This window comes from Shinella sp. GW821-FHT11G07, assembly GCF_058808115.1.
The window spans coordinates 137,806-157,798 of record NZ_JBXARJ010000003.1 but is presented as its reverse complement, the minus strand read 5'-3'; the positions used below and the strand labels follow the sequence as shown (position 1 = coordinate 157,798).

Annotated in this window: 24 protein-coding genes; 12 read left to right on the top strand and 12 right to left on the bottom strand. The window is 63.6% G+C overall.

Going from position 1 to position 19,993, the window contains the following annotated elements; genetic code table 11:
• Positions 1 to 64 precede the first annotated feature (64 nt).
• Positions 65 to 451 carry a hypothetical protein gene (locus AC1RT2_RS07130; protein WP_493100658.1) on the top strand — a complete coding sequence of 129 codons (387 nt, stop codon included), beginning with the start codon at positions 65 to 67 and terminating at the stop codon, positions 449 to 451.
• Positions 452 to 470: 19 nt separating this feature from the next.
• On the opposite strand, the gene betB is transcribed toward AC1RT2_RS07130, so the two are convergent.
• The 3 genes from betB to betI form a co-directional block, all read right to left on the bottom strand.
• Positions 471 to 1,934 carry a betaine-aldehyde dehydrogenase gene (betB, locus tag AC1RT2_RS07125; RefSeq protein WP_493100655.1) on the bottom strand — a complete coding sequence of 488 codons (1,464 nt, stop codon included), beginning with the start codon at positions 1,932 to 1,934 and terminating at the stop codon, positions 471 to 473.
• Between the two features lies 1 nt (position 1,935).
• The gene (gene betC / locus AC1RT2_RS07120) at positions 1,936 to 3,465 is read right to left on the bottom strand and encodes a choline-sulfatase (protein WP_493100652.1); all 1,530 of its coding nucleotides are present in this window, start codon (positions 3,463 to 3,465) and stop codon (positions 1,936 to 1,938) included.
• Positions 3,466 to 3,739: 274 nt separating this feature from the next.
• A complete protein-coding gene (betI, locus tag AC1RT2_RS07115) occupies positions 3,740 to 4,447 on the bottom strand; it encodes a transcriptional regulator BetI (RefSeq protein ID WP_493100650.1) in 708 nt (235 codons plus the stop codon).
• Positions 4,448 to 4,596: 149 nt separating this feature from the next.
• Here betI and AC1RT2_RS07110 point away from each other — a divergent pair, with 149 nt between their 5' ends.
• From AC1RT2_RS07110 to AC1RT2_RS07095, 4 genes are all read left to right on the top strand, one after another.
• On the top strand, positions 4,597 to 5,145 hold the full coding sequence (locus AC1RT2_RS07110) for an HdeD family acid-resistance protein (protein ID WP_069059507.1): 549 nt from the start codon (positions 4,597 to 4,599) through the stop codon (positions 5,143 to 5,145).
• A gap of 9 nt (positions 5,146 to 5,154) precedes the next feature.
• Positions 5,155 to 5,544 carry a fluoride efflux transporter CrcB gene (gene crcB, locus AC1RT2_RS07105; protein WP_069059506.1) on the top strand — a complete coding sequence of 130 codons (390 nt, stop codon included), beginning with the start codon at positions 5,155 to 5,157 and terminating at the stop codon, positions 5,542 to 5,544.
• Positions 5,541 to 5,978 carry an EamA family transporter gene (locus tag AC1RT2_RS07100; protein ID WP_493100647.1) on the top strand — a complete coding sequence of 146 codons (438 nt, stop codon included), beginning with the start codon at positions 5,541 to 5,543 and terminating at the stop codon, positions 5,976 to 5,978. The genes crcB and AC1RT2_RS07100 overlap by 4 nt, the downstream gene beginning before the upstream one ends.
• 122 nt (positions 5,979 to 6,100) lie before the next feature.
• Positions 6,101 to 7,915: an EAL domain-containing protein gene (locus tag AC1RT2_RS07095; protein ID WP_493100645.1), complete on the top strand. Its 1,815-nt coding sequence runs from the start codon at positions 6,101 to 6,103 to the stop codon at positions 7,913 to 7,915.
• 144 nt (positions 7,916 to 8,059) lie between these two features.
• Here AC1RT2_RS07095 and AC1RT2_RS07090 read toward each other — a convergent pair whose 3' ends face one another.
• On the bottom strand, positions 8,060 to 8,320 hold the full coding sequence (locus tag AC1RT2_RS07090) for a DUF1344 domain-containing protein (RefSeq protein WP_069059503.1): 261 nt from the start codon (positions 8,318 to 8,320) through the stop codon (positions 8,060 to 8,062).
• A gap of 325 nt (positions 8,321 to 8,645) precedes the next feature.
• On the opposite strand from AC1RT2_RS07090, the gene AC1RT2_RS07085 reads away from it, so the two are divergent.
• Positions 8,646 to 9,647, top strand: a complete 1,002-nt coding sequence (locus AC1RT2_RS07085; protein WP_493100643.1) for an NAD(P)H-quinone oxidoreductase — start codon at positions 8,646 to 8,648, stop codon at positions 9,645 to 9,647.
• Positions 9,648 to 9,652: 5 nt separating this feature from the next.
• Here AC1RT2_RS07085 and AC1RT2_RS07080 read toward each other — a convergent pair whose 3' ends face one another.
• From AC1RT2_RS07080 to AC1RT2_RS07065, 4 genes are all read right to left on the bottom strand, one after another.
• Positions 9,653 to 10,585: a sensor domain-containing diguanylate cyclase gene (locus AC1RT2_RS07080; RefSeq protein WP_493100641.1), complete on the bottom strand. Its 933-nt coding sequence runs from the start codon at positions 10,583 to 10,585 to the stop codon at positions 9,653 to 9,655.
• A gap of 156 nt (positions 10,586 to 10,741) precedes the next feature.
• Positions 10,742 to 12,178, bottom strand: coding sequence for an MFS transporter (locus tag AC1RT2_RS07075; protein ID WP_493100639.1), 1,437 nt, complete (start codon positions 12,176 to 12,178; stop codon positions 10,742 to 10,744).
• 144 nt (positions 12,179 to 12,322) lie between these two features.
• Complete coding sequence (locus AC1RT2_RS07070; protein WP_069059500.1) at positions 12,323 to 12,649, bottom strand: hypothetical protein; 327 nt, start codon at positions 12,647 to 12,649, stop codon at positions 12,323 to 12,325.
• A 129-nt stretch (positions 12,650 to 12,778) separates the two neighbouring features.
• Positions 12,779 to 13,237, bottom strand: coding sequence for a carboxymuconolactone decarboxylase family protein (locus AC1RT2_RS07065; protein ID WP_069059499.1), 459 nt, complete (start codon positions 13,235 to 13,237; stop codon positions 12,779 to 12,781).
• Positions 13,238 to 13,343: 106 nt separating this feature from the next.
• Here AC1RT2_RS07065 and AC1RT2_RS07060 point away from each other — a divergent pair, with 106 nt between their 5' ends.
• Complete coding sequence (locus AC1RT2_RS07060; RefSeq protein WP_493100636.1) at positions 13,344 to 14,210, top strand: sigma-70 family RNA polymerase sigma factor; 867 nt, start codon at positions 13,344 to 13,346, stop codon at positions 14,208 to 14,210.
• A gap of 21 nt (positions 14,211 to 14,231) precedes the next feature.
• Here the strand turns inward: AC1RT2_RS07060 and AC1RT2_RS07055 are convergent, their stop codons facing one another.
• Positions 14,232 to 14,657: a GFA family protein gene (locus tag AC1RT2_RS07055; RefSeq protein ID WP_493100634.1), complete on the bottom strand. Its 426-nt coding sequence runs from the start codon at positions 14,655 to 14,657 to the stop codon at positions 14,232 to 14,234.
• 116 nt (positions 14,658 to 14,773) lie between these two features.
• Positions 14,774 to 15,511: a DUF3750 domain-containing protein gene (locus tag AC1RT2_RS07050; protein ID WP_493100632.1), complete on the bottom strand. Its 738-nt coding sequence runs from the start codon at positions 15,509 to 15,511 to the stop codon at positions 14,774 to 14,776.
• An 83-nt stretch (positions 15,512 to 15,594) separates the two neighbouring features.
• Between AC1RT2_RS07050 and AC1RT2_RS07045 the strand changes: the two genes are divergently transcribed.
• From AC1RT2_RS07045 to AC1RT2_RS07035, 3 genes are read left to right on the top strand one after another with little or no spacing between them, the layout of a single operon-like run.
• Positions 15,595 to 16,602: an asparaginase gene (locus AC1RT2_RS07045; protein WP_493100630.1), complete on the top strand. Its 1,008-nt coding sequence runs from the start codon at positions 15,595 to 15,597 to the stop codon at positions 16,600 to 16,602.
• Between the two features lie 38 nt (positions 16,603 to 16,640).
• Positions 16,641 to 16,925, top strand: a complete 285-nt coding sequence (locus AC1RT2_RS07040) for a type II toxin-antitoxin system RelE/ParE family toxin (protein ID WP_493100628.1) — start codon at positions 16,641 to 16,643, stop codon at positions 16,923 to 16,925.
• Positions 16,897 to 17,217 carry a HigA family addiction module antitoxin gene (locus AC1RT2_RS07035; protein WP_069059493.1) on the top strand — a complete coding sequence of 107 codons (321 nt, stop codon included), beginning with the start codon at positions 16,897 to 16,899 and terminating at the stop codon, positions 17,215 to 17,217. The genes AC1RT2_RS07040 and AC1RT2_RS07035 overlap by 29 nt, the downstream gene beginning before the upstream one ends.
• On the opposite strand, the gene AC1RT2_RS07030 is transcribed toward AC1RT2_RS07035, so the two are convergent.
• Complete coding sequence (locus AC1RT2_RS07030) at positions 17,218 to 17,973, bottom strand: DeoR/GlpR family DNA-binding transcription regulator (protein WP_493100626.1); 756 nt, start codon at positions 17,971 to 17,973, stop codon at positions 17,218 to 17,220. It lies immediately after the preceding gene.
• 99 nt (positions 17,974 to 18,072) lie between these two features.
• On the opposite strand from AC1RT2_RS07030, the gene AC1RT2_RS07025 reads away from it, so the two are divergent.
• Positions 18,073 to 18,438, top strand: a complete 366-nt coding sequence (locus tag AC1RT2_RS07025; protein ID WP_493100625.1) for a DUF4406 domain-containing protein — start codon at positions 18,073 to 18,075, stop codon at positions 18,436 to 18,438.
• 108 nt (positions 18,439 to 18,546) lie between these two features.
• Positions 18,547 to 18,942 (top strand): VOC family protein, encoded by a 396-nt coding sequence (locus AC1RT2_RS07020; protein WP_493100624.1) that lies wholly within the window; start codon positions 18,547 to 18,549, stop codon positions 18,940 to 18,942.
• A 221-nt stretch (positions 18,943 to 19,163) separates the two neighbouring features.
• On the opposite strand, the gene AC1RT2_RS07015 is transcribed toward AC1RT2_RS07020, so the two are convergent.
• The gene (locus tag AC1RT2_RS07015; protein WP_493100623.1) at positions 19,164 to 19,901 is read right to left on the bottom strand and encodes a DUF4198 domain-containing protein; all 738 of its coding nucleotides are present in this window, start codon (positions 19,899 to 19,901) and stop codon (positions 19,164 to 19,166) included.
• Positions 19,902 to 19,993: the final 92 nt, after the last annotated feature.

Genomic DNA, 19,993 nt, shown 5'->3' with positions numbered 1-19,993 from the left:
TGATTTACTACGGTTGCAGTTGACTAAACGGGCAGGTTGCGGAGAAGCACGCGATGCGCGATGGATGGCGCATATTCAATGCGGCTGCATAAAAGGGTTCCGCAACCAGATGTCCGGGTCTTTTAGTGGAAGAATTTGCGAGCGACTTGATCGCGTGGAGAAGGAGCGCCAGGAGGCTCAAGACCTTCGAAAAGAGAAGTTTGCCGGAACCAAAAATGTCTACCGAGATCTTCGCGGGAGCGGGAAAAATGATCCGTTTGAAGTGTTCAGGAGAAAAAATCGCAGAAATCTTTTTCTGTCGGCAAGTATCTTTCTCGCGGTATTTTTGAATATTTTCACAGGCATACCGATGATTGTATGCGCCGCGTTGTGTATGCCTGCCGGCTTGGTTCTCGCATATTACAACGAGCGGCAGCGCGAAGCCGCTAAGAAAATCAGATATTACGACTGAACCGCGCTGCCTTCGCATCTCAATACGGCGCCTCGACCTTGCCCATGGACACGTACACCGTCTTCAGCTCCGAATAGTGCTCCAGCGCGGCAAGCGAGTTCTCCCGCCCGAAGCCCGACTGCTTGGAGCCGCCGAAGGGGATTTCCACCGGGGCGAGGTTGTAGGTGTTGATCCACAGCGTACCGGCTTCGAGTTGGTCGACGACGCGGTGGGCGCGGGTGATGTCTGACGTGAAGACGCCGCCGGAGAGGCCGAATTCCGTGGCATTGCCGCGGGCGATCACCTCGTCCTCGTGGTTGAAGGCGAGCACGCACATGACCGGGCCGAAAATCTCTTCGCGGGCGATCGTCATGTCATCGGTGACATCGGCAAAGACCGTGGGCTGGATGTAGTAGCCGTCGCCCGAAACGTCGTTCGGAATGCCACCGCCGGTGATGAGTGTCGCACCCTCGGCCTTGCCCTTCGCGATGTAATCCAGAACCTTGTCGCGCTGCGCCTTCGAGACCATCGGTCCGAGCTGCGTCGCTTCTTCCATCGGGTCGCCGATCAGGATTTTTTCCGTGCGCGCCTTCAGGCGGGTGAGGAACTTGTCCTTGATGCCCTTCTGCACGAAGACGCGGGTGCCGTTCGAGCAGACCTGGCCCGTCGAATAGAAATTGCCGAGCATGGCGCCGCCGATGGCGCTTTCGAGGTCGGCGTCGTCGAAGACGATGAGCGGCGACTTGCCGCCGAGTTCCATCGTGACGTGCTTGAGGTCGGAGGCGGCCGCACCCGCCACCTTCTTGCCCGTCGGCACGGAGCCGGTGAGCGACACCTTGGCGACATCCGGATGATTGACGAGCAGCGGCCCGGTTGCACGATCCCCCTGGATGACGTTGTAGAGCCCCTTCGGCAGCCCGGCTTCATGCAGGATTTCGGCGATCTTCAGCGCGCCGAGCGGTGTGTTTTCCGATGGCTTGAACACCATGGCATTGCCGCAGATGAGGGCAGGGGCGCCCTTCCAGCAGGCGATCTGCTGCGGATAGTTCCACGCGCCGATGCCGACGCAGACCCCGAGCGGCACGCGCTTGGTGAAGGCGAAATCCTGGCCGAGCGGGATATAGTCGCCGTTGAGCCCGGCTGCCGCGATGCCGCCGAAGAACTCGAAGGCGTCGGCGCCCGAGGTCGGATCCGCGATGATCGTCTCCTGGATCGGCTTGCCGGTGTCGAGCGTTTCGAGCTCCGAAAGTTCGCGGTTTCTCTCGCGCATGATGTCGGCTGCGCGCTTCAGGATACGCCCACGCGCCGTGGGGCTCATCGCGGCCCATTCCTTCTGCGCGCGCTTGGCCGATGCGATGGCCTTCTCGACGATATCGGGCGTTGCCGCATGCAGCCTGGCGATCACCTCGCCGGTGGCAGGGTAAAGGCTGTCGAAGGGCGTGCCGGCGGCATCCTCGACATACTCGCCATCGATGAAGTGCGAGGCTTTCGGTTGGGCTCTCATCTTATTCTCCCCGCGGGTAACGTTTGGATTCCTCGAGATTGTCGAGGTTCATGTGGTTGCGCATGTAGCGTTCGGAGGCCTTCTGCAGCGGCTGGTGGTCCCATGGATAATAGGCACCGTTCCGCAGCGCCTCATAGACCACCCAGCGCCGCGCCTGGCTTTCACGCACGGCGGCGTCGAACTCCGCCATGTCCCAGCGCGCCTCGCGCATCTGTCTAAAGGCCTCCAGCGTCGCCTTGATGACCGGATTGTCCGAGGTCGCCAGATTGCTGAGTTCCAGCGGATCGGCATCGAGGTCGTAGAGTTGCTCCGGGTCGAGTTCGCAGTGAATGTATTTCCACTTGCCCTCGCGGATGCCGACGATCGGCGCATAGGAGGCCTCCGCCGCATATTCCATCAACACGGGCGAGATGCGCTCGGCGCCGTTGATGATCGGCAGGAGGCTCTCGCCGTCCGTCCACGGCATGACGTCTTCCATGGAGATGCCGGCGAGATCACAGAGCGTCGGCGTCACGTCGAGGTTGGAGGAGGGCGCGAGGTGCAGGCCGGGGGTGACGCCGGGGCCTGATATCATCAGCGGCACGCGGGCCGAGCCCTCGAAGAAGTTCATCTTGAACCACAGGCCGCGCTCGCCGAGCATGTCGCCGTGGTCCGAGCAGAACAGGATGAGCGTCTCGTCCAGCATACGCGTGCGCGTCAGCGTATCGATGAGTTCGCCGACCTTCTCGTCGAGATAGGAGATGTTGGCGAAATAGGCCTGGCGGGAGCGGCGCACGTCCTCGCCGCTGATCGCGAAGCCGGCATAGTCGCAGGAGTGCAGGATGCGCCCCGAATGCGGGTCCTGCTCTTCCAGCATGCCGACCTCGGGCATCAGGTGTTCGCAATCCTCGTAGAGGTCCCAGAATTTCCGGCGTGCCACATAGGGGTCGTGCGGGTGAGTGAAGGAGACGGTGAGGCTCCACGGGCGGCGGTAGATATCGTCATTGTCGCGCGACAGCTGGTAGAGCTTCTGGTTGGCGAGGAAGGCGACCTCGTCGTCATATTCCATCTGGTTGGTGATCTCGGCGACACCTGCGCCCTTCACCGATCCCATATTGTGATACCACCAGTCGATACGCTCGCCCGGCTTGCGGTAATCAGGCGTCCAGCCGAAATCCGCCGGGTAGATGTCCGTCGTCAGCCGCTCCTCGAAGCCGTGCAACTGGTCCGGCCCGACGAAGTGCATCTTGCCGGACAGGGCCGTGTAATAGCCGGCGCGGCGCAGGTGATGTGCGAAGGTCGGGATGGAGGAGACGTATTCCGCCGCATTGTCATAGACCCGCGTACGGCTCGGCAGTTGCCCGGCCATGAAGGAGGCGCGGGCGGGGGCGCAGAGCGGCGAGGAGGTATAGTTGTTGCGAAAGCGCGCCGAGCGCGCGGCGAGCGCCTTGATATGCGGCGCATGCAGCCAGTCCGCCGGGCCATCCGGGAAAAATTTCCCGTTGAGCTGGTCGACCATGATGATCAGGATGTTCGGCTTGCTGGCGGTCACGGACGGATCCTTGGAACGAATGCAGACTTGGCGTTTGGCAGATTTTACCGCTCCCTTTAGGGAGGAGGTCGCCGCGAAGCGGCGAGTGGGGGCGATCCTGCGACAGCGCTTGGCGTAATACCTCGAGCCCGGCGCCTTGCTCCGACTCTCCCCTCAAGGAAAGGGGCAGTCGCATAGGGACTACAGGCGTTGCCACAAAACCCCTTCTCCCCAGCGGGGAGAAGGTCGCGGCAGCGGGATGAGGAGGATGCCGAAGGCACAAAAGCTAAGACTTTCATCCGCTTGGCCCCCTCATCCGCCTGCCGGCACCTTCTCCCCGCCGGGGAGAAGGGGAAGGAGGAGCCGTCTCTTGGTCCCTCGGTGCTTGCCCTGTTTCAACGGGAGGGTGGGCGGTTATCGCATCGGCAGCGGCCAGCTGGGCCGTCACATAGCCTTCCGTCAACGCAATCGACGACTCGATGCTGACCGGCGCGGATTTCAACCCCTGCCGGAGATATAGCCCGTCGATCATCGCGGCCGCACCGTCGGCAATATCCGACGCGACCCCGTCGGGGCAGAGCTGCCTGAGGCTCGACAGCAGGTTTGAGTTCAGCCGCCGCGCATAGACGACGAGCAGGCGGCGCACTTCTTCCGAGCGCTGCGCCTCCGAATAGAAGGCAAGCCACGCAGCCACCGTCTCCGGTGCGAACTGGTGCGCCTGGAAATTCACCCGGATGACCGCCGACAGCTTTTCGCGCGGCGTCGTGGCCGCCTTGAGGGCCGCAACCGCATCAGTGCGCAGCTGGCGCAACAGGCTGCGGATCGTCTCGATGACGAGCTGTTCCTTGGAGCCGAAATAGTGGTGGGCAAGGGCTGGCGACACACCGGCATGGCGGGCGATCTCCGACATGGTGACGGTCAACGAGCCATGGTCGCCGACCGCCCTCAGCGTCGCGTCCACCAGCGCCTTGCGGCGCACCGGCTCCATTCCAACCTTCGGCATGTCGGTTCCTCACTCTCGGGCCAACGTATTTTTAATTGAGTGATCAATCAATAAAAATCTTTCGCCTTTTGCCGCACAATCAGATGTCGCGAAGGTGATGCTTTTCGTGTTAGCGTGGTCTTGTTTTCATTCATTTTTCGAGGTGAAACATGGTCCTCTCTCCCGGAATGAACCCTCTCTCCGAGGTTCGCGCCAAATGGGGCTGGTTCGTCGCCCTTGGCGCCGTCCTGCTGGTTTTCGGCGGCATCGCCGCGGCCAACCTGTTCATCGCGACGGTCGCCTCGGTCTATTATGTCGGCATGCTGATGATCGTCGGCGGCGCGGTGCATCTGGCTCACGCCTTCCAGGTCAAGGCGTGGCGGGAGACCATTGCTTGGGCGCTGAGCGCGCTGCTTTATCTCGCGGCTGGCGTGCTGGCCTTCGTCAATCCGGTACTGACATCGGCCGTGCTCACCTTGCTGATGGCCGCGGCACTGCTCGTCGCCGGTGTCTTCCGCATCTTTGCCGCCTGGCGCGTCCGGCCGGAAAAGGGCTGGGGCTGGCTGATGGCGGGCGGCGTCGTTACCGCGCTCGCCGGCGTGGTCTTCCTGCTCGGCTGGCCGGTCAACAGCCTGTGGCTGCTTGGCCTCTTCCTCGCCTTCGACCTCGCCATGCAGGGCTGGGCGCTGATCGCCTTCGGCCTGGCGCTGCGCAAGTAGCCGACGGATATGGGTTACCTGATCGTCTTTCTCGGGGCCGGCATCGGTGGTGCCGGCCGCCATGGCGTGAATGTGTTGGCCATGCGGCTGTTCGGCCCGGCCTTTCCCGTCGGCACGCTCGTCATCAACGTCTTCGGCTGCCTGCTGATGGGGTTGATCGCCGGTTTCTTCGCCTTTCGCGGGCACCTGCCGCAGGAGGCGCGGCTGTTCCTGACGACCGGTATCCTCGGCGGCTTCACCACCTTCTCCGCCTTTTCGCTTGATGCGGCGCTGCTCTGGGAGCGCGGCGAGGTGGGGCTTGCCGCGCTTTATGTCGGCGCCTCGGTGATCCTGTCGCTCGTCGCCGTGGCAGCGGGGCTTGCGCTATCGCGGCTTATGCTCGCAGGAGGTGCACTGTGAAGGCGCTTTTGACGTCCTGGCAGGTCTGGGCGCTCGGTTCCGCCGTCTTCGCCGCGCTGACGGCGATCTTCGCCAAGATCGGCATTGCCGAGGTCAATTCCGATTTCGCCACCTTCGTGCGCACCGTGGTGATCCTGCTGGCGCTGGCCCTCATGCTGACGCTTGCCGGCAACTGGCAGGCGCCCGGTTCCGTGCCGACAAGGAGCTGGATTTTCCTCGTTCTCTCGGGTTTGGCGACCGGCGCCTCCTGGCTCTGCTATTTTCGCGCCTTGCAGATCGGCAAGGCCGCGCAGGTCGCTCCCGTCGACAAGCTCAGTGTCGTGCTCGTCGCGGTCTTTGCCGTTCTGTTTCTCGGCGAGCAGCTTTCGACGGCCCATTGGCTCGCCGTCGCGATGATCGGCGGCGGTGCCCTGCTGCTCGCTTTGCCTATATGAGGCGCTTCTTTTTCAACTCCTTGTAGTCATTGAAGTTTCATCGAACTGTCACATTACGGAAACGGATTTTTCAGCTCTCGCAGGCGAGACTTCGCGGCAAAGTTCACGCCCCGGAGTGCCCTATGTCCGCCGCCGAATTGCTAGCGCTTCGCCGTTTTGGAGATGGCGAGATCGTCACCCTCGCCAAGCTGGTGATCGAAACGGCCTTCCAGCCGATCGTCGAGGCTGCCACCGGCGCGGTGTTCGGCTACGAATCGCTGATGCGCGGCTTCGACCGCCTCGGTTTCCGCTCGCCGCTCGACCTGATCGACCGGGCGCATGAGGCAGGCCAGCTTCTGGCGCTGGAGCATATGGTCAACAGCCGCGCGATTGCCGCCTTCGCGGCCCTGCCGGATTTTCGCTCGCGCACGCTGTTCATCAATCTCGATTCCCGTCTGGTGCCGGAGGGTGCGGACCTCGTCGAGCGGCTTGCCGGCCATCTTGGCCGCGCCGGCATTCCGGCGTCGTCGATCTGCTTTGAGATTTCCGAGCGCTTCGACAACGATACGCTGCCGGATTTCGCCATCCTGGTGCGCAAGCTCCGCCTTGCCGGCTTCAAGCTCGCCATCGACGATTTCGGCGTCGGCCATAACGGCCTGAAATTGCTCTGCGATCATCAGGTCGACTATCTCAAGATCGATCGCCATTTCATTTCCGGCATGGAAGCCGATGCGCGAAAACGCCATCTGGTGCGCAACACCGTCAACGCCGCCCATGTACTCGGCATCCGCGTCATCGCGGAAGGCGTGGAGAGCGAGGCGGAGTTCGTCGCCTGCCGCGAGGCCGGCTGCGATCTGGTGCAGGGCTGGTTCGTCTCCCGGCCCGTCACCGATTTTTCCACGCTGAGCCCGGTCTACCCGCAGGTCACCCGCGCCGGCGGCATCCGTCGCAATTCCCGCACGCTGGACAGCATCCTCATCCGCCGCGAGATCGAGCAGGTCGCGGTGCTGCGCGAGAACGAAAGCCTCGAATCGGTCTTCGAGTTCTTCCGCCGCGATCCCAAGCGCACCTTCTTCCCGGTGCTCAACGCCAATGACGAGCCGCGCGGCATCCTGCACGAATACCATGTGAAGGAGCTGAGCTATCACCCGTTCGGACGCGACCTCCTGAAGAACAAGCTCTACCAGAAGACCCTCTCGCATTTCGTCACGACGGCGCCGATCGCCGATCTCGACACGCCGGCCGAGCAACTGCTCGATGTCTTCACAGGCATGGGCGGCAATGAATGCGTGATCATGACGGAGAACCTGCGTTATGCCGGCATTCTGTCCGCCTCGTCGCTCTTGAAGATCATCAATGAGAAGCGGCTGAAGACGGCGGAGGACCAGAACCCGCTGACCGGCCTTCCCGGCAACCGCTCGATCCGCGACTACCTGCAGGACAAGGCGCTCGACGGCGACGAGCTGCGCTGCCTGTGCTACTTCGATTTCGACAATTTCAAGCCGTTCAACGATCTCTACGGCTTTCACAAGGGCGACCTCGCGCTCTCGATGTTCGCCTCGCTGATGCGCCGCGAATTCATTGGTGACGATGTTTTCATCGGCCATGTCGGCGGCGATGATTTTTTTGCCGGCATCTGCAACCGGCCGGTCGAGGCGGTGCGGGAGATTCTGGAGCGCCTGCTTGCCGATTTCGCCCGCGAGGTGCGCTCGCTCTACTCGCCGGAGGATCGTCTTGCCGGGGAAATCCGCGGGCGCGACCGCGCCGGCAATGCGACGCGTTTCCCGTTGATGCGCTGCTCTGCCGTGGCTCTGGTCGTGCCGGAGGGCGAGGTGATCGGCGAGGCGGGGCAGATCAGCAGCCGGATCGCCGCCTTGAAGGCGGATGCCAAGGGAAGCGACGGGGGGCTCGTGCTGTCCTCGACATCCGCCGGAGCGCAGCCCGTGGCTGCGCCGTAGAGCAATTCCAGCAAAAGTGCGCGGCGGTTTTGCATTTGGAATTGCGCGAAAACAAAAGGGTATGAGCGTTTTCGCAATTCGAAGAAATGCGGAAATGCTTTCGTCAAAGGAGGCGGGCTCGTCGAAACCCGCCCCCCAGCCACATCAGCGAAGGATTTTTACGGTCTTCGCCTGGTGGTTCTTGCCGGACATGTCAAAGGAGACGGATACCTTCTCGCCAGTCTTCAGTCCGGGATCGTGGAACCCCTTGGGAAGCTGGAAGGTGGTGCCGTCATTGAGCGTCAGAGACATCGACGCCTTGTTATAGTCCTTGACCGTCCCGGTCGCCATTTGGGGGGCGGCCAGCGCAAGAGCCGGTGTGGTGAGAACGGTGACGATGGCAAGATTGGAAAGAAGAACACGCATTTGTGTCGTCCTGGATTGGCCCCGGGCGGGGCACAAAGAAGCCGTCCGGGAGACGTCGCGTCGCGGTCTTGGGGGATGACCGCCGGCGCTCCCCGGCTTCGGAATGAAAGCTAGGCCCGGAAAAATCCGTTTTCAAATTAACAAGATTTAATTCTTGCCGTCCTGAAACGGGCGGAATTTCAGTGGTTTGCGGCAAAAAAGGGGCAACGTTTCCATGGTCGCAAATGTCGCAGGCACGGGCGGAACCGATTCAAATGGTTCGCGCTTTAGGCTAGAATCATCGAAAGAGGTTGCGCGCCACAAACGCGCCCGGGAGGCCAAAGCCATGACAGTTCCATCGTCCATGCTCTATGTCGGGCTCAGCGAACACGGCGGCCCGGATAATCTCGCGGTCACCGAGGGCAGGACGCCCCAGCCCCGCAGCGGGGAACTTCTGGTACGCGTCGAGGCGGCGGGCATCAACCGGCCGGACGTGCTGCAGCGCAAGGGCGATTATCCGCCGCCGCCGGATGCCAGCCCCATCCTCGGCCTGGAGATTGCCGGCGAGGTCGTCGCGATCGGCGACGATGTGACGGGCTACGAGATCGGCGACAAGGTCTGCGCGCTGGCGAATGGCGGCGGCTACGCACAATATTGCGCAGTGCCGGCGACCCAGGCGCTGCCCTTTCCGAAGGGCTTCGATGCCGTCAAGGCGGCGGCCCTGCCGGAAACCTTTTTCACCGTCTGGGCCAATCTTTTCATGATGGCCGGTCTGAAGCCCGGCGAAAGCGTATTGATCCACGGTGGCTCGAGCGGCATCGGCACCACGGCGATCCAGCTGGCCAGCGCCTTCGGCTCCCGCGTCTTTGCGACGGCCGGCACGTTGGAAAAATGCGACGCCTGCGTGGATCTCGGCGCCAGCTATGCCATCAACTACCGCAGCGAGGATTTCTGCACCGTCATCGCGGAAGAAACCGGGAAGGCCGGCGTCGATGTCATCCTCGATATGATCGGTGCGGCCTATTTCGAGCGGAACCTGAAGTCGCTCGCCCGCGACGGACGCCTGTCGATCATCGCCTTCCTCGGCGGCACCTTTGCCGAAAAGGTCAGCCTCGCCCCCATCCTGCAAAAGCGCCTGCATCTCATGGGCTCGGCCATGCGTCCGCGCACCGCGGTGGAAAAGCAGGCGATTCGCGACGAGCTTTTGGAGAAAGTCTGGCCATTGCTGGAGGAGGGGCGCATCGCGCCGGTCATCCACGCGGTCATGCCATACACTGACGCCGCTGCCGGCCATCGCATGATGGAGCATGGCGATCATATCGGGAAGATCATGCTGACCTTCGACTGAGGTCCTCAGTCCGCCTGCTCGATGCGGTCGCGGCCGTGACGCTTGGCGCAGTAAAGCGCCCGGTCGGCCCGCTCGAAAAGATCCTCCGCCGCCGTGCTGCAGTATTCCGCGACACCGGCCGACATGGTGTAGGCGCAGTTGAGGTCCGCGCGGTTCTCCTCGCGGGCGATGTGGCGGCGCAACCGCTCGATGGCGTTCACCGCCTCCTCGATGCCGGTTTCCGGCATCAGCACCAGGAATTCCTCGCCGCCGATGCGGGCAAAAACGTCGCCGCCGCGCAACTGCTGGCGCCCGGCGGCCGCGAAATGCTGGAGTACCTGGTCGCCCTTGCTATGGCCGTAGCGGTCATTGACCGACTTGAAATGGTCGAGGTCGATCAGGGCAAGCGACAGCGGCGTGCCGTCGCGCGCGGCACTGCGCATTTCCGCCGCGAGCCGCTCCATGCCGGCACGGCGGTTGAGGAGGCCGGTGAGGGGGTCCGTGTCGGCCGCACGCTGGGCGGCATCGCGCGCCAGCTGCAGCACCTGTTCATTCGATTTCAGCATGGTGATGTCGGTGAAGACGTGCCACAGCCAGCCGCCGGGCAGCAGCGTCTCGTTCACCAGGAACCAGCGATCGTCGCTGGTGTCGATCTCGAAGGTGCGCTGCGGGCTGCTGCGCCGCTTTTTGCGCGCCATGTCGAGAAAATCCTCGATCGGCGTATCGACCTTCGGGCCGGTGCTTGTCATGTGGCAGTTGCGCATGATCTCGGCGAAGGTGCGCGTGCCAGGCCGCACGTCGAACAGCGCCTTGAACGCCGTGGAACCGTAGGAAAGGTCGTCTTCCGGCGAAAACAGCGCGAAGGCGACGCCGGAGGCATCGAGCCCGGAAAGAATGAGGTCGGTCGTGGCCCGGTCGCGGATCAGCGTGAGCGGCAGGATCGCATCATTGTGCGCCATGCCGCTTTCGCCCGGGAGTCTCTGCCTGTTGCTGCGTCTCACGGACGGCATTCCTTCCCACGACAGAATCACCGAGACACGCCCGACGACAGGTGCCCTTTGTGGCAGAAGGCGGCGGCGTCGCAATCGAGACCGCCGGAAGCCGTTAACAAATCCTCAATGCGCCGCCGCAGTTTTGCCGACGGGAAGCCTGAGCGTCAGCAGGATCGCCAGCGCCGCCGGCAATGCAAGCAGCGAATAGAGCCAGCGCGCCGCCGTCAGCGCCCCCTCGGTGCCGCCGGGTTCGATGAGCCCGGTGGAGTTGACGATGACACCCGCAAGGGCTGCCCCAAAGGCTGCGCCGAGCGCCTGCATGGTGGTGATCGCCGCCGAGGCCTTGTCCGTCTCGCCGGCCGGCGCGAGGTGCAGCACATGTGTGACCAGATGCGCCCAGCCCATGCCGATGCCGAAACCCATCAGGAAGATGAAGACGGTGGCGATGGTGAGCGGCAGGATGTCACTCTGCGGATTGTACCGCGCGAGCGTGACGACGAGCAGCGCCGTCGCCACCGCCAGGATCGCGGCACCCGCAAGGATGACCTGATTGGCCCGCCGCCCCTTGAGGCTTGCGGTGGTAAATGCGGCGACCGTCCAGCCGAGCGCCAGAAGCGCCACGAGATAGCCGGAGACCAGCGGCGTCACGGCATGCAGCACCTGGAGGAAATAGGGAATGTAGACGTCCGAGCAGATCGTCACCAGCAACAGCAGCATGGTGAGATAGACGCGGGCGAGCGGCGAGGAGAGGCTGATCGTGCCGGCCGGCAGCAGGCGCGCCTCGGTATGCCGCTCGATCGTGATGGCGGTGATCACGCCGAGCACGGCGGCGGCGGCCAGGGCGCCGCGCAGGATCGGTGCCGTCACGGAGCTTGCGAAGGAGAGCAGCACGACGGCCGCCACCAGCAGCACGATCTGAAGGAAGGGTGTTTTTGTCGTCACCCGCTCGCCTTCGCCTGATGGCAGCAGTTTCGGCGCGGAAAGCGCCATCAGGATCGACAGCGGAACGAGCAGTGCAAAGGCCTCGCGCCAGGCGCTGCCGGCCGCAAAGATGCCGCCGATCGTCGGGCCGAGGAAGGTCGCGATGCCCCAGACCGCCGCATAGAGCGTCGATGCCGTGCTCCACAGCGGCTCCGGATAGACGAAGCGGATGAAGGCATAACCGAGGGCCACGAGAAAACCTGCGCCGAGCCCCTGGATCGCCCGGCCGATCAACACCGTCTCCATGGTCGGCGCGATGGCGCAGACGAGGCTGCCGATGCCGAACAGCACCGCGCCGAACACGTAGCAACGGTTGAGCGTCACGCTTTCCGGCCTGACCGCGACGAACGTCGAGCCGAGCACGGAGGCCGCGACATAGATCGTCGTCGCCCAGGCAAACAGCGAAAGGCCGCCGATATCGCGCACGATCGAGGGCATCAGCGTCGCGGTAATATACGTCTCCACCGCATGCAGCATGATTCCGCCACCAAGCATCAGCGTGCCGAACAGATAGGCGCGGGAAAACAGGCTGGAAAGCCGCGGCGCGGCCTCCTTCGGGGTGATGACGCTCTCGGACATGAAAAGGGACCTTGGTATGCGAAAAGAGTATGGAACAGACGTCGCACGCCGGCGAATGGACTGCAAGCGGTGACTTTTGGGTGTGAAGAGGCGCGGTCAGATGGGCAAAGTCGCCCCGCAAGAGCGGGAGCAGACGGATGCGTGCTACATCAGATGCCCGGTCCACCAGCCGCGATCGCTGGACACCCTGATCAGGACCATGATCGCCGTTGCGATGATCCCGCCGATGAACAGCTTCGTGGCGTGCCGGACAAGGGCCGGTGAATCCGCCGTGGCTGCCGGCACCATCGGCTTGATAATGAAAAGCGCGACCATCACCAGAATATCGGAGATGACCGAGACGAGGGGCCATGGTGGCATGGCGTATTCCGAGCCCGGGATAAACACGCGCCAGAGGCAACGGAAGATCAAAAAGCCGGAAACAAACGCAAGAACGACTGCTGCTCTGGATTGAGAACCCTGCTCGGCCATGCGTTGCTCGCCTCTGAAAGAGTTGCGGATATGAAAGCACGGCGTTGTTGAAACGGCAATCGTGGCGGTGGCGCTCGCCGGCCCCTTCTCCGGCAGGGGAAAGGGCCGTCGGGCGAGTGAGGGAGGGGCTTACGGGTTCCACTCCCCCGCAACCTGCCGGGTCGCGACGTTGAAGCGGTTCCACACGTTGATCGAAGCGATCTCGACGACGAGGGCGGCGAGCGTCTTCTCGTCATAGTGGCGGGCGGCCTCGTTCCAGATCGTATCCGGCACCGGTTCCTCGCGGTCGGCGATGCGTGTCAGCGCCTCGGTGAGCGCAAGGGCCGCCCGCTCCGCATCGGTGTAGAACGGCGCCTCGCGCCAGGCGGCGACCGAAAGGATGCGCCGGTCGGTCTCGCCGGCCTTCTTCATGATGCGCGGATGCAGGTCGACGCAGAAGCCGCAGCCATTGATCTGGCTGGCGCGCAGATGCACGAGATGAGCGGTCTTTTCCGGAAGGCCACTATCCTGCGCGACTGCCTGCAGCGACTGCATGGCGGTCATGACCTTCGGGAGAACGGCGACGATGTTGTTCATACGGGATTGCATTTTGATACTCCTTGCAATGATTTTGCGCTTCGACTGCGAACCCTGTCACATCGGTGCGGCTTCGTTCGTCATGGCCATGACGCCGCTGAACGAGGGAGTGTGACCGATGGGCGAAAAAAATATTCTGACGGATCGTTTCGAGGCCGAACGCGGGCGTCTCAGCGCCGTGGCCTTCCGCATGCTGGGCTCGCGCGCTGAGGCGGAAGATGCGGTGCAGGAGGCCTGGCTGCGGCTCGAGCGCACGGGCGGCGACGGCATCGACAATCCATCCGGCTGGCTGACCACTGTCGTTGGCCGCATCTGCCTCGACATGCTGCGCGCCCGCACGAGGCGCCGCGAAGACCCGATCGACGGTGACGGTGGCGAGATGCAGCATGTCGATCCGCAGGCGGCGGCGGACGAGCAGACGGCGCTTGCCGATTCCGTCGGCCTAGCACTCCTCGTCGTGCTGGAGCGCCTCGCGCCGGCCGAACGGCTCGCCTTCGTGCTGCATGACATGTTCGATGTGCCTTTCGAGGAGATCGGCCGTATCGTCGGCCGCACGCCGGTTGCCGCGCGCCAGCTGGCGAGCCGCGCCCGCCGCCGCGTGCAGGGCCTGCCGGAGACGCCGTCAGCGGATTACGAGCGCCGCAAGCGCGTGGTCGCCGCCTTCCTCACGGCCTCTCGCGACGGTGATTTTTCCGGCCTGCTCGCCGTGCTGGATCCCGAGGTGGTCTTCCACGCGGATGCCGATGCGGTGCGGCTCGGCTCGCTCTCGGAAATGCACGGCGCTCAGGCCGTCGCGACAAATTTCAAGGGCAAGGCGACCGCCGCAAGGCTCGCCCTCATCGACGGCCAGCTCGGCCTCGCCGTCATTCTGGGCGGCGAGCTGCGTGTCGTCGTGCTCATCGAAGTGGAGGGCGAGCGGATCGTCACCATCGATTCCATGGCCGATCCCGCCCTGCTCGCCGCCATGGAGGTGGTTTATCTCTGATGCAGCAAGACGGCTTCGGCGTCAGCTCGCCGGCTCGAACCGGAGGATTCCGGCGATCCGGGGGCCGGCGCCGGAATCGGCGGGATGGGAAACGCCGTCCATGACCTCCACCGCCGCGAAATCGAAGGGGCTGACGCCGTCGATGCAGGCGACGTTGATGCCGAACTGGTTCGGATTGGAACGGCGCTGGTGGTGGGTGTAGATGCCGCAGGTCTTGCAGAAATAGTGCTTCGCCGTGCCCGTGTTGAATTGATAGAGCGTCAGATTGTCTTCGCCCGCCTCAAATTCGATATCCGAAAGCGCTGCGGAGGCGGCGATGGCCCCGCGCATGCGGCAATAGGAGCAGGTGCAACGGCGGAGCGTGTTGAATTCGTCCGTCAGCCGCACATGGAACCGCACGGTGCCGCAATGGCAGGCTGCCGCGTATTGTTTTCTATCGTCGCTCATGGCCGCTCTCCGCTTCCGACAACGGCACGCGGGTGGCGCCCGCGTTGCCAGGTCTCGATTCCATTGCGGCTTACGATCCGTTGATGACACGGGGATGTCCAGCGGCCGTTTTGCCACTAGATCCCGATCCGCCCGATCGCGGGAATCTTGATCGCCGGCCGGGAGAAATCCACGCCGGCGACGAGGCCCATGATATGCAGCTCCAGCCCGCTGCGCAGGCCGGCCGACACACCGAGCAGGCCGTAGAGCGTCGCATGCACGTCCTTGCCGTCCGCATCGACCGCGAAGAGCTTGCCCTCCGGCAGGTAGTCACGCCCCACCGCATCCGGCGGCAGCACGACGCCGAGTTCCGGCACGGAGCGCAGCACGTGGGCGACGAAGGTGTTGGAGTTCGGCCCCGGCCAGATGCGGTAGCCGCCCGGCTTGGAGTAGGGATAGGCGGCGATCACCTTCTCGATCTTCGGGATCAACCGCGCCGCCTCGTCGCCGCTGACGCTCACCACCACGCGCGGCGTGTTGGAATACCAGTAGGCATCCGGTGCATAGCCATTCTTGCGCACCGGCGTGCCCCAGCCGACCTTGTCGTAACGATTGTAGGTTTTCGCGTTCGCCGCCTTGGTGACGATCCAGGCATGGCTCGCCACCGCCCCCTTCATGCCGCCCGTCGCGGCCGAGAAGATGTGGATCGTCGCCCGCGGCGTGTCTTCCGCCTTGGGCAGGACGCCCGCCGATTTCCAGTTCGCTTCGCGCCAGTTCGCGGGACGGTCCTTGATGTACCAGTATCCTGCCGAGGCGAGCGCCGGCATGAGGTAGATCACAAGGAAGAGGACGAGGACGTTCCTCAGCAATTTCATGCGCGGCGCTCCAAAACCGAGTGGGCAGGATCAGGAATTTCGGATAATACCGCAGCCGAAACCGGAATTTTGAGGGCATAATCATGGCAAACCCCGTCCTTGTCGAAGTCACCCGCGGCAATCTCGTCGAAAGCCGCCATCGCGGCCTGGTCGTCGTGGTCGATGGCGATGGCAAGGTGGTGTTTTCGCAGGGCGATTTCGAAGCCGGCGTCTTCCCGCGCTCGGCCTGCAAGGCCATGCAGGGACTGCCCTTCATTGAAAGCGGTGCAGCCGATGCTTACGGCTTCGGCAACAAGGAACTGGCGCTTGCCTGCTCCTCGCACAATGGCGAGCCGGAACATGCCGCCCTTGCCGGCACCATGCTCGCCGCTGCCGGCGTCGATGAGAACGTGCTGGAATGCGGCGCTCACTGGTCGTTCGAGCAGCCGGTGCTGATCGGCCAGGCGCGCGGGCTCGATCACCCGACCGCGCTCCACAACAATTGCTCCGGCAAACATGCGGGCTTCATCTGCGCCGCCTGCCACACGGGCAAGGACCTAAAAGGTTACGTCCGCTACGAACACCCCGTTCAGGCGGAAATCCGTGGCGTCATGGAAAGCCTGACGGGTGCAGCGCTTGCCACCGACAATTGCGGCGTCGACGGTTGCTCGATCCCGACCTATGCCGTGCCGCTGAAGAGCCTCGCCCACGGCTTCGCCAGGATGGCGACCGGCACGGGCCTGGCGCCGGAGCGCGCCAAAGCCTCGCGTCGGCTGATCGACGCCTGCATGGCCGAACCGTTCTACGTCGCCGGCACCAGGCGCGCCTGCACCCGTCTCATGGAAACCGCGCCCGGCCGCATCTTCGCCAAGACCGGCGCCGAAGGCGTCTTCTGCGCCGCGATCCCCGAACAGGGCATCGCGATTGCCCTGAAATGCGAGGACGGCACCACCCGCGCCGCCGAAAGCATGGTCGCCGCCACGCTCGCCCGCTTCTTCAAGAACGAACCGGACATTCACGCCGCCCTGATGGCCCAGGCCAACCGCTCCATGTCCAACTGGAACGGCATCCATGTCGGCGATATCCGCGTGACAGAAGCGTTTGCCGCCTGAAAATTGACGCCCTGTAACGTTATGCGTTATACTGACGCATGATCAAAAGCTTCGCCGACCGCGAGACCGAACTGATCTGGTCGGGCCGTCGAAGCCGCCGGCTTCCGGCTGACATGCAGGCCATTGCATTGCGCAAGCTGCGCATGCTTCACGCTGCGATGGCGATAACCGACCTTCGGGTGCCGCCCGGCAATCGGCTGGAGCTTTTGAAGGGAAACCTGGCCGGGCTTTACTCGATCCGGATCAATGACCAGTGGCGCATCTGTTTCGGCTGGTCGCAAGGAGATGCCACCGATGTCCGCGTCATCGACTATCATGACTGACGACCTGCTGCCCAACCCGCATCCCGGCGATATCCTGCTGGAGGAATTCCTTCAGCCGATGGAGATCAGCCAGAATGCGTTGGCGCGCGCTGTCCATGTTCCGCCGCGCCGCATCAACGAGATCGTCCTCGGCAAGCGGCAGGTCACCGCCGATACGGATCTGCGGCTCACACGCTATTTCGGCCTGTCGGAAGGCTATTTCCTGCGCCTTCAGGCTGAATTCGACCTCATGCAGAAGCGTCGAGAGATCGGTCACGATCTCCAACGCATCACGCCGCGCGACGCCGCCTGATCACGCCTCGACGATCTCCACGTCCAGGTCCCGATAGGGCGCCAATACCTCCGACACCAGTCCGCCCGGCACGATGAGGCCGGTGGCGGCGGGCAGGGGCATGATGCGCCATGGGGACGCGCGGCCGAGTTTTTCCTGTGTCAGCAGCACGAAGGTTGCAGCCGCGTTTTCGGCGATGATGCGCTTGGTCGCCGCTTCCTCCATGTCGCCGGTGGTCAACCCGTGCGTCGGGTGGGCGGCGGTCACGCCCATGAAGTAGAGATCCGCCTTCAGGCTGCGGATCATCTCGAGCGCCGCCGCGCCGCCGGTCACCATCGAATGTTTGTAGAGCCTGCCGCCGATCAGCACGACCTCGGCGGTCGGGTGGCGTTCAAACTCGCAGGCGATCGTCGGGCTGTGCGTGACGACCGTGAAGGCGAAGCTGCGCGGCAGGGCGCGGGCCAGTGCCGCCGTGGTGGTGCCGCCGTCGAGGAAGATGACCTGTCCCGGCTTGACCATATCAGCCGCCCGGGCGCCGAGCGCTGCCTTCTCGTCGCTTGCGACCGCCTGGCGCGCCGCAAAATCCGGCAGCGGGGGGACAAGCGGCAACGCGCCGCCGTGCACCCGTTTCAGCAGGCCCTCCGCGGCCATTTCCCGGAGATCCCGGCGGATCGTGTCCTCCGATAGCGCCAGTTCACCGGCCAGCGTCTTGGCGACGATTTCCCCCTCGCGGTTCAGCCGCTCGGCGATCAGGGCTTTTCTCTGGCTGGTCAGCATGTCTGCACGCTCCGTCTTGACTCTGCACGAAGCTACACGAATAATCATGAAATATCCAGAAGTACCCGGATATTTCATGCAAAATGTAAGGAGTACGACATGTTGATCCTGATCGCCGGCCCCTATCGCTCGGGCACCGGGGACGACCCGCACAGGATGGCGGAGAACCTGAAGCGGCTGGAAGCGCCGTCCTATGCGTTGTTTCAGGCCGGCCATGTGCCGATGATCGGCGAATGGGTGGCACTGCCCGTCTGGAATGCCGCCGGCGGCAAGACGATCGGTGACGCGCTGCACGAGGAGATTTTTTATCCCGTGGCACACCGCCTGCTGGAGCTGTGCGAAGGCGTGCTGCGCCTGCCGGGTGAATCGAAAGGGGCGGACAATGACGTGCGTATTGCGCTCGAACGTGGCATTCCGGTCTGGTATCGGCTGGAGGACGTGCCGGGCTGCGCGGTGGCGGCATAATTTTTCGCCGGCCTTGTCGGGAAGGGCCGGCCTGCTACGTCCTTGTGGCATGACGGGGCGATCCGCCGGCGGCGGACCCCGCATCGCAAACAAACCAGGAGGATTTCCATGCGCATGATCTTCGTCAACCTGCCCGTCAAGGACCTGCCCGCCACCCGCCGCTTCTTCAACGCGCTCGGCTTTTCGTTCAACGAGGACTTCAGCGACGACACCGCCGCCTGCATGGTGGTGGACGAAAACATCTTCGTCATGCACCTGACCGAGGAAAAGTTCGCCCAGTTCGTGACGGGTAAGGTCGGCGATCCGGAACAGCAGACGCAGGTGCTGACCTGCCTCTCGGCCACCAGCCGCCAGGAGGTCGATGACTTCAAGGCCAAGGCGCTCGCCGCCGGCGGCCGGGAGTGGAAGCCGAACATGGAGTTCGGCCCGATGTACGGCTGCTCCTTCCAGGACATCAACGGCAATGTCTGGGAATTCATGCACATGGATCAGTCGGGCGGCTGATCGGCCTGCATTGGAAGCAAGAGCCTGCGCCTCCCGGCGCAGGCCTCAGCGCGTTGACAAACCGCGCGCCGCCCACTGCCGTCATCCTCGGCCTTGAGCCGAGGATCCAATCTTCTCAACGGCTTATGGATGCCCAGGTGGAGCCCGAGCATGACGAAGGAGGGATTCTCGGGATTTTGTCAGCAGTCTCGGGCCTGCGCCTTCTGGCGCAGGTCTTTTTCTCAGTCGTCGTGGCTATGCGCCTCGGCGACAAAACTCAGCGTCGCGGTGTAGCCGATCTTGTCGGCCTTCGGGTCGTTTTCCAGCGGCACGCTGTGATCGACCGACAGCACGTTCAGCCCGTCATTGCGGATCGCCACGACGACCTCGCCATCCGCGTCCGTCGGGTCGCTCTTGAGCGTCGCCTGGTTGATATAGTCGAGCGTCACGATCGCGCCGGCAAGTGGCTTGCCGTCATGCAGCACGCGCAGCCGGATCGGATCGCCGGCCTTGCGGCCGATGGGGTTGTCGAGCGGGACGATCTGCAGGTCCTGCTTCGGGAAGGTGGGCAGCGCGTCGTGTACGTGCAGAAGCGAGAGGCTGTTCTTGATGTAGTGGCCGGTGGCCTTGGCGTCCGCGACCTTGTCCTTCGCCTCGTTCACCCATTTGCCGTCGGTCTTTTCCGTCCAGTAGCCGTTGTCGAAGGTCAGGACGATGGCGGCGGGCTCGCCTTCGGGCTTCAGGATTGCGTGTTTTTCCCGCTTTTCGATGGCAACCGGCGTCGCCGCGCCATCCTCGCCAATCGCAACGGCCGTGCTGATGCGCGCCGGGTCATAGGCATCGTCGCCAGCGCCGTGGCCATAGATGACGCCGAGTTCACCCCAGCGCTCCGCCACCCAGGCGCCATGCGCGCTGGCGGTGACGGGAAGAAGAAGGGCGAGCGAAAGCGCACCCGAAACAGCGATGATCTGCCTCAGCATTTTTGTCTCCAACTATAGTAATGTTATTACGTTACGATATCGGTTTAACGTTTACGTGATGTTGCTGTCAAGCGACAACAGCCATCATCGCG

What these genes read in the sequence shown, in the direction of transcription:
- AC1RT2_RS07055 (WP_493100634.1), bottom strand. Translation starts at nt 14,657, where the DNA reads ATGAGCGACGATAGAAAACAATACGCGGCAGCCTGCCATTGCGGCACC.
- AC1RT2_RS07090 (WP_069059503.1), bottom strand. Translation starts at nt 8,320, where the DNA reads ATGCGTGTTCTTCTTTCCAATCTTGCCATCGTCACCGTTCTCACCACA.
- AC1RT2_RS07060 (WP_493100636.1), top strand. Translation starts at nt 13,344, where the DNA reads ATGGGCGAAAAAAATATTCTGACGGATCGTTTCGAGGCCGAACGCGGG.
- AC1RT2_RS07080 (WP_493100641.1), bottom strand. Translation starts at nt 10,585, where the DNA reads ATGGCGCACAATGATGCGATCCTGCCGCTCACGCTGATCCGCGACCGG.
- betI (WP_493100650.1), bottom strand. Translation starts at nt 4,447, where the DNA reads ATGCCGAAGGTTGGAATGGAGCCGGTGCGCCGCAAGGCGCTGGTGGAC.
- AC1RT2_RS07075 (WP_493100639.1), bottom strand. Translation starts at nt 12,178, where the DNA reads ATGTCCGAGAGCGTCATCACCCCGAAGGAGGCCGCGCCGCGGCTTTCC.
- AC1RT2_RS07045 (WP_493100630.1), top strand. Translation starts at nt 15,595, where the DNA reads ATGGCAAACCCCGTCCTTGTCGAAGTCACCCGCGGCAATCTCGTCGAA.
- AC1RT2_RS07050 (WP_493100632.1), bottom strand. Translation starts at nt 15,511, where the DNA reads ATGAAATTGCTGAGGAACGTCCTCGTCCTCTTCCTTGTGATCTACCTC.
- AC1RT2_RS07015 (WP_493100623.1), bottom strand. Translation starts at nt 19,901, where the DNA reads ATGCTGAGGCAGATCATCGCTGTTTCGGGTGCGCTTTCGCTCGCCCTT.
- AC1RT2_RS07110 (WP_069059507.1), top strand. Translation starts at nt 4,597, where the DNA reads ATGGTCCTCTCTCCCGGAATGAACCCTCTCTCCGAGGTTCGCGCCAAA.
- AC1RT2_RS07040 (WP_493100628.1), top strand. Translation starts at nt 16,641, where the DNA reads ATGATCAAAAGCTTCGCCGACCGCGAGACCGAACTGATCTGGTCGGGC.
- AC1RT2_RS07065 (WP_069059499.1), bottom strand. Translation starts at nt 13,237, where the DNA reads ATGCAATCCCGTATGAACAACATCGTCGCCGTTCTCCCGAAGGTCATG.
- AC1RT2_RS07030 (WP_493100626.1), bottom strand. Translation starts at nt 17,973, where the DNA reads ATGCTGACCAGCCAGAGAAAAGCCCTGATCGCCGAGCGGCTGAACCGC.
- AC1RT2_RS07025 (WP_493100625.1), top strand. Translation starts at nt 18,073, where the DNA reads ATGTTGATCCTGATCGCCGGCCCCTATCGCTCGGGCACCGGGGACGAC.
- AC1RT2_RS07035 (WP_069059493.1), top strand. Translation starts at nt 16,897, where the DNA reads ATGTCCGCGTCATCGACTATCATGACTGACGACCTGCTGCCCAACCCG.
- AC1RT2_RS07085 (WP_493100643.1), top strand. Translation starts at nt 8,646, where the DNA reads ATGACAGTTCCATCGTCCATGCTCTATGTCGGGCTCAGCGAACACGGC.
- crcB (WP_069059506.1), top strand. Translation starts at nt 5,155, where the DNA reads ATGGGTTACCTGATCGTCTTTCTCGGGGCCGGCATCGGTGGTGCCGGC.
- betB (WP_493100655.1), bottom strand. Translation starts at nt 1,934, where the DNA reads ATGAGAGCCCAACCGAAAGCCTCGCACTTCATCGATGGCGAGTATGTC.
- AC1RT2_RS07130 (WP_493100658.1), top strand. Translation starts at nt 65, where the DNA reads ATGGCGCATATTCAATGCGGCTGCATAAAAGGGTTCCGCAACCAGATG.
- AC1RT2_RS07070 (WP_069059500.1), bottom strand. Translation starts at nt 12,649, where the DNA reads ATGGCCGAGCAGGGTTCTCAATCCAGAGCAGCAGTCGTTCTTGCGTTT.
- AC1RT2_RS07095 (WP_493100645.1), top strand. Translation starts at nt 6,101, where the DNA reads ATGTCCGCCGCCGAATTGCTAGCGCTTCGCCGTTTTGGAGATGGCGAG.
- AC1RT2_RS07020 (WP_493100624.1), top strand. Translation starts at nt 18,547, where the DNA reads ATGCGCATGATCTTCGTCAACCTGCCCGTCAAGGACCTGCCCGCCACC.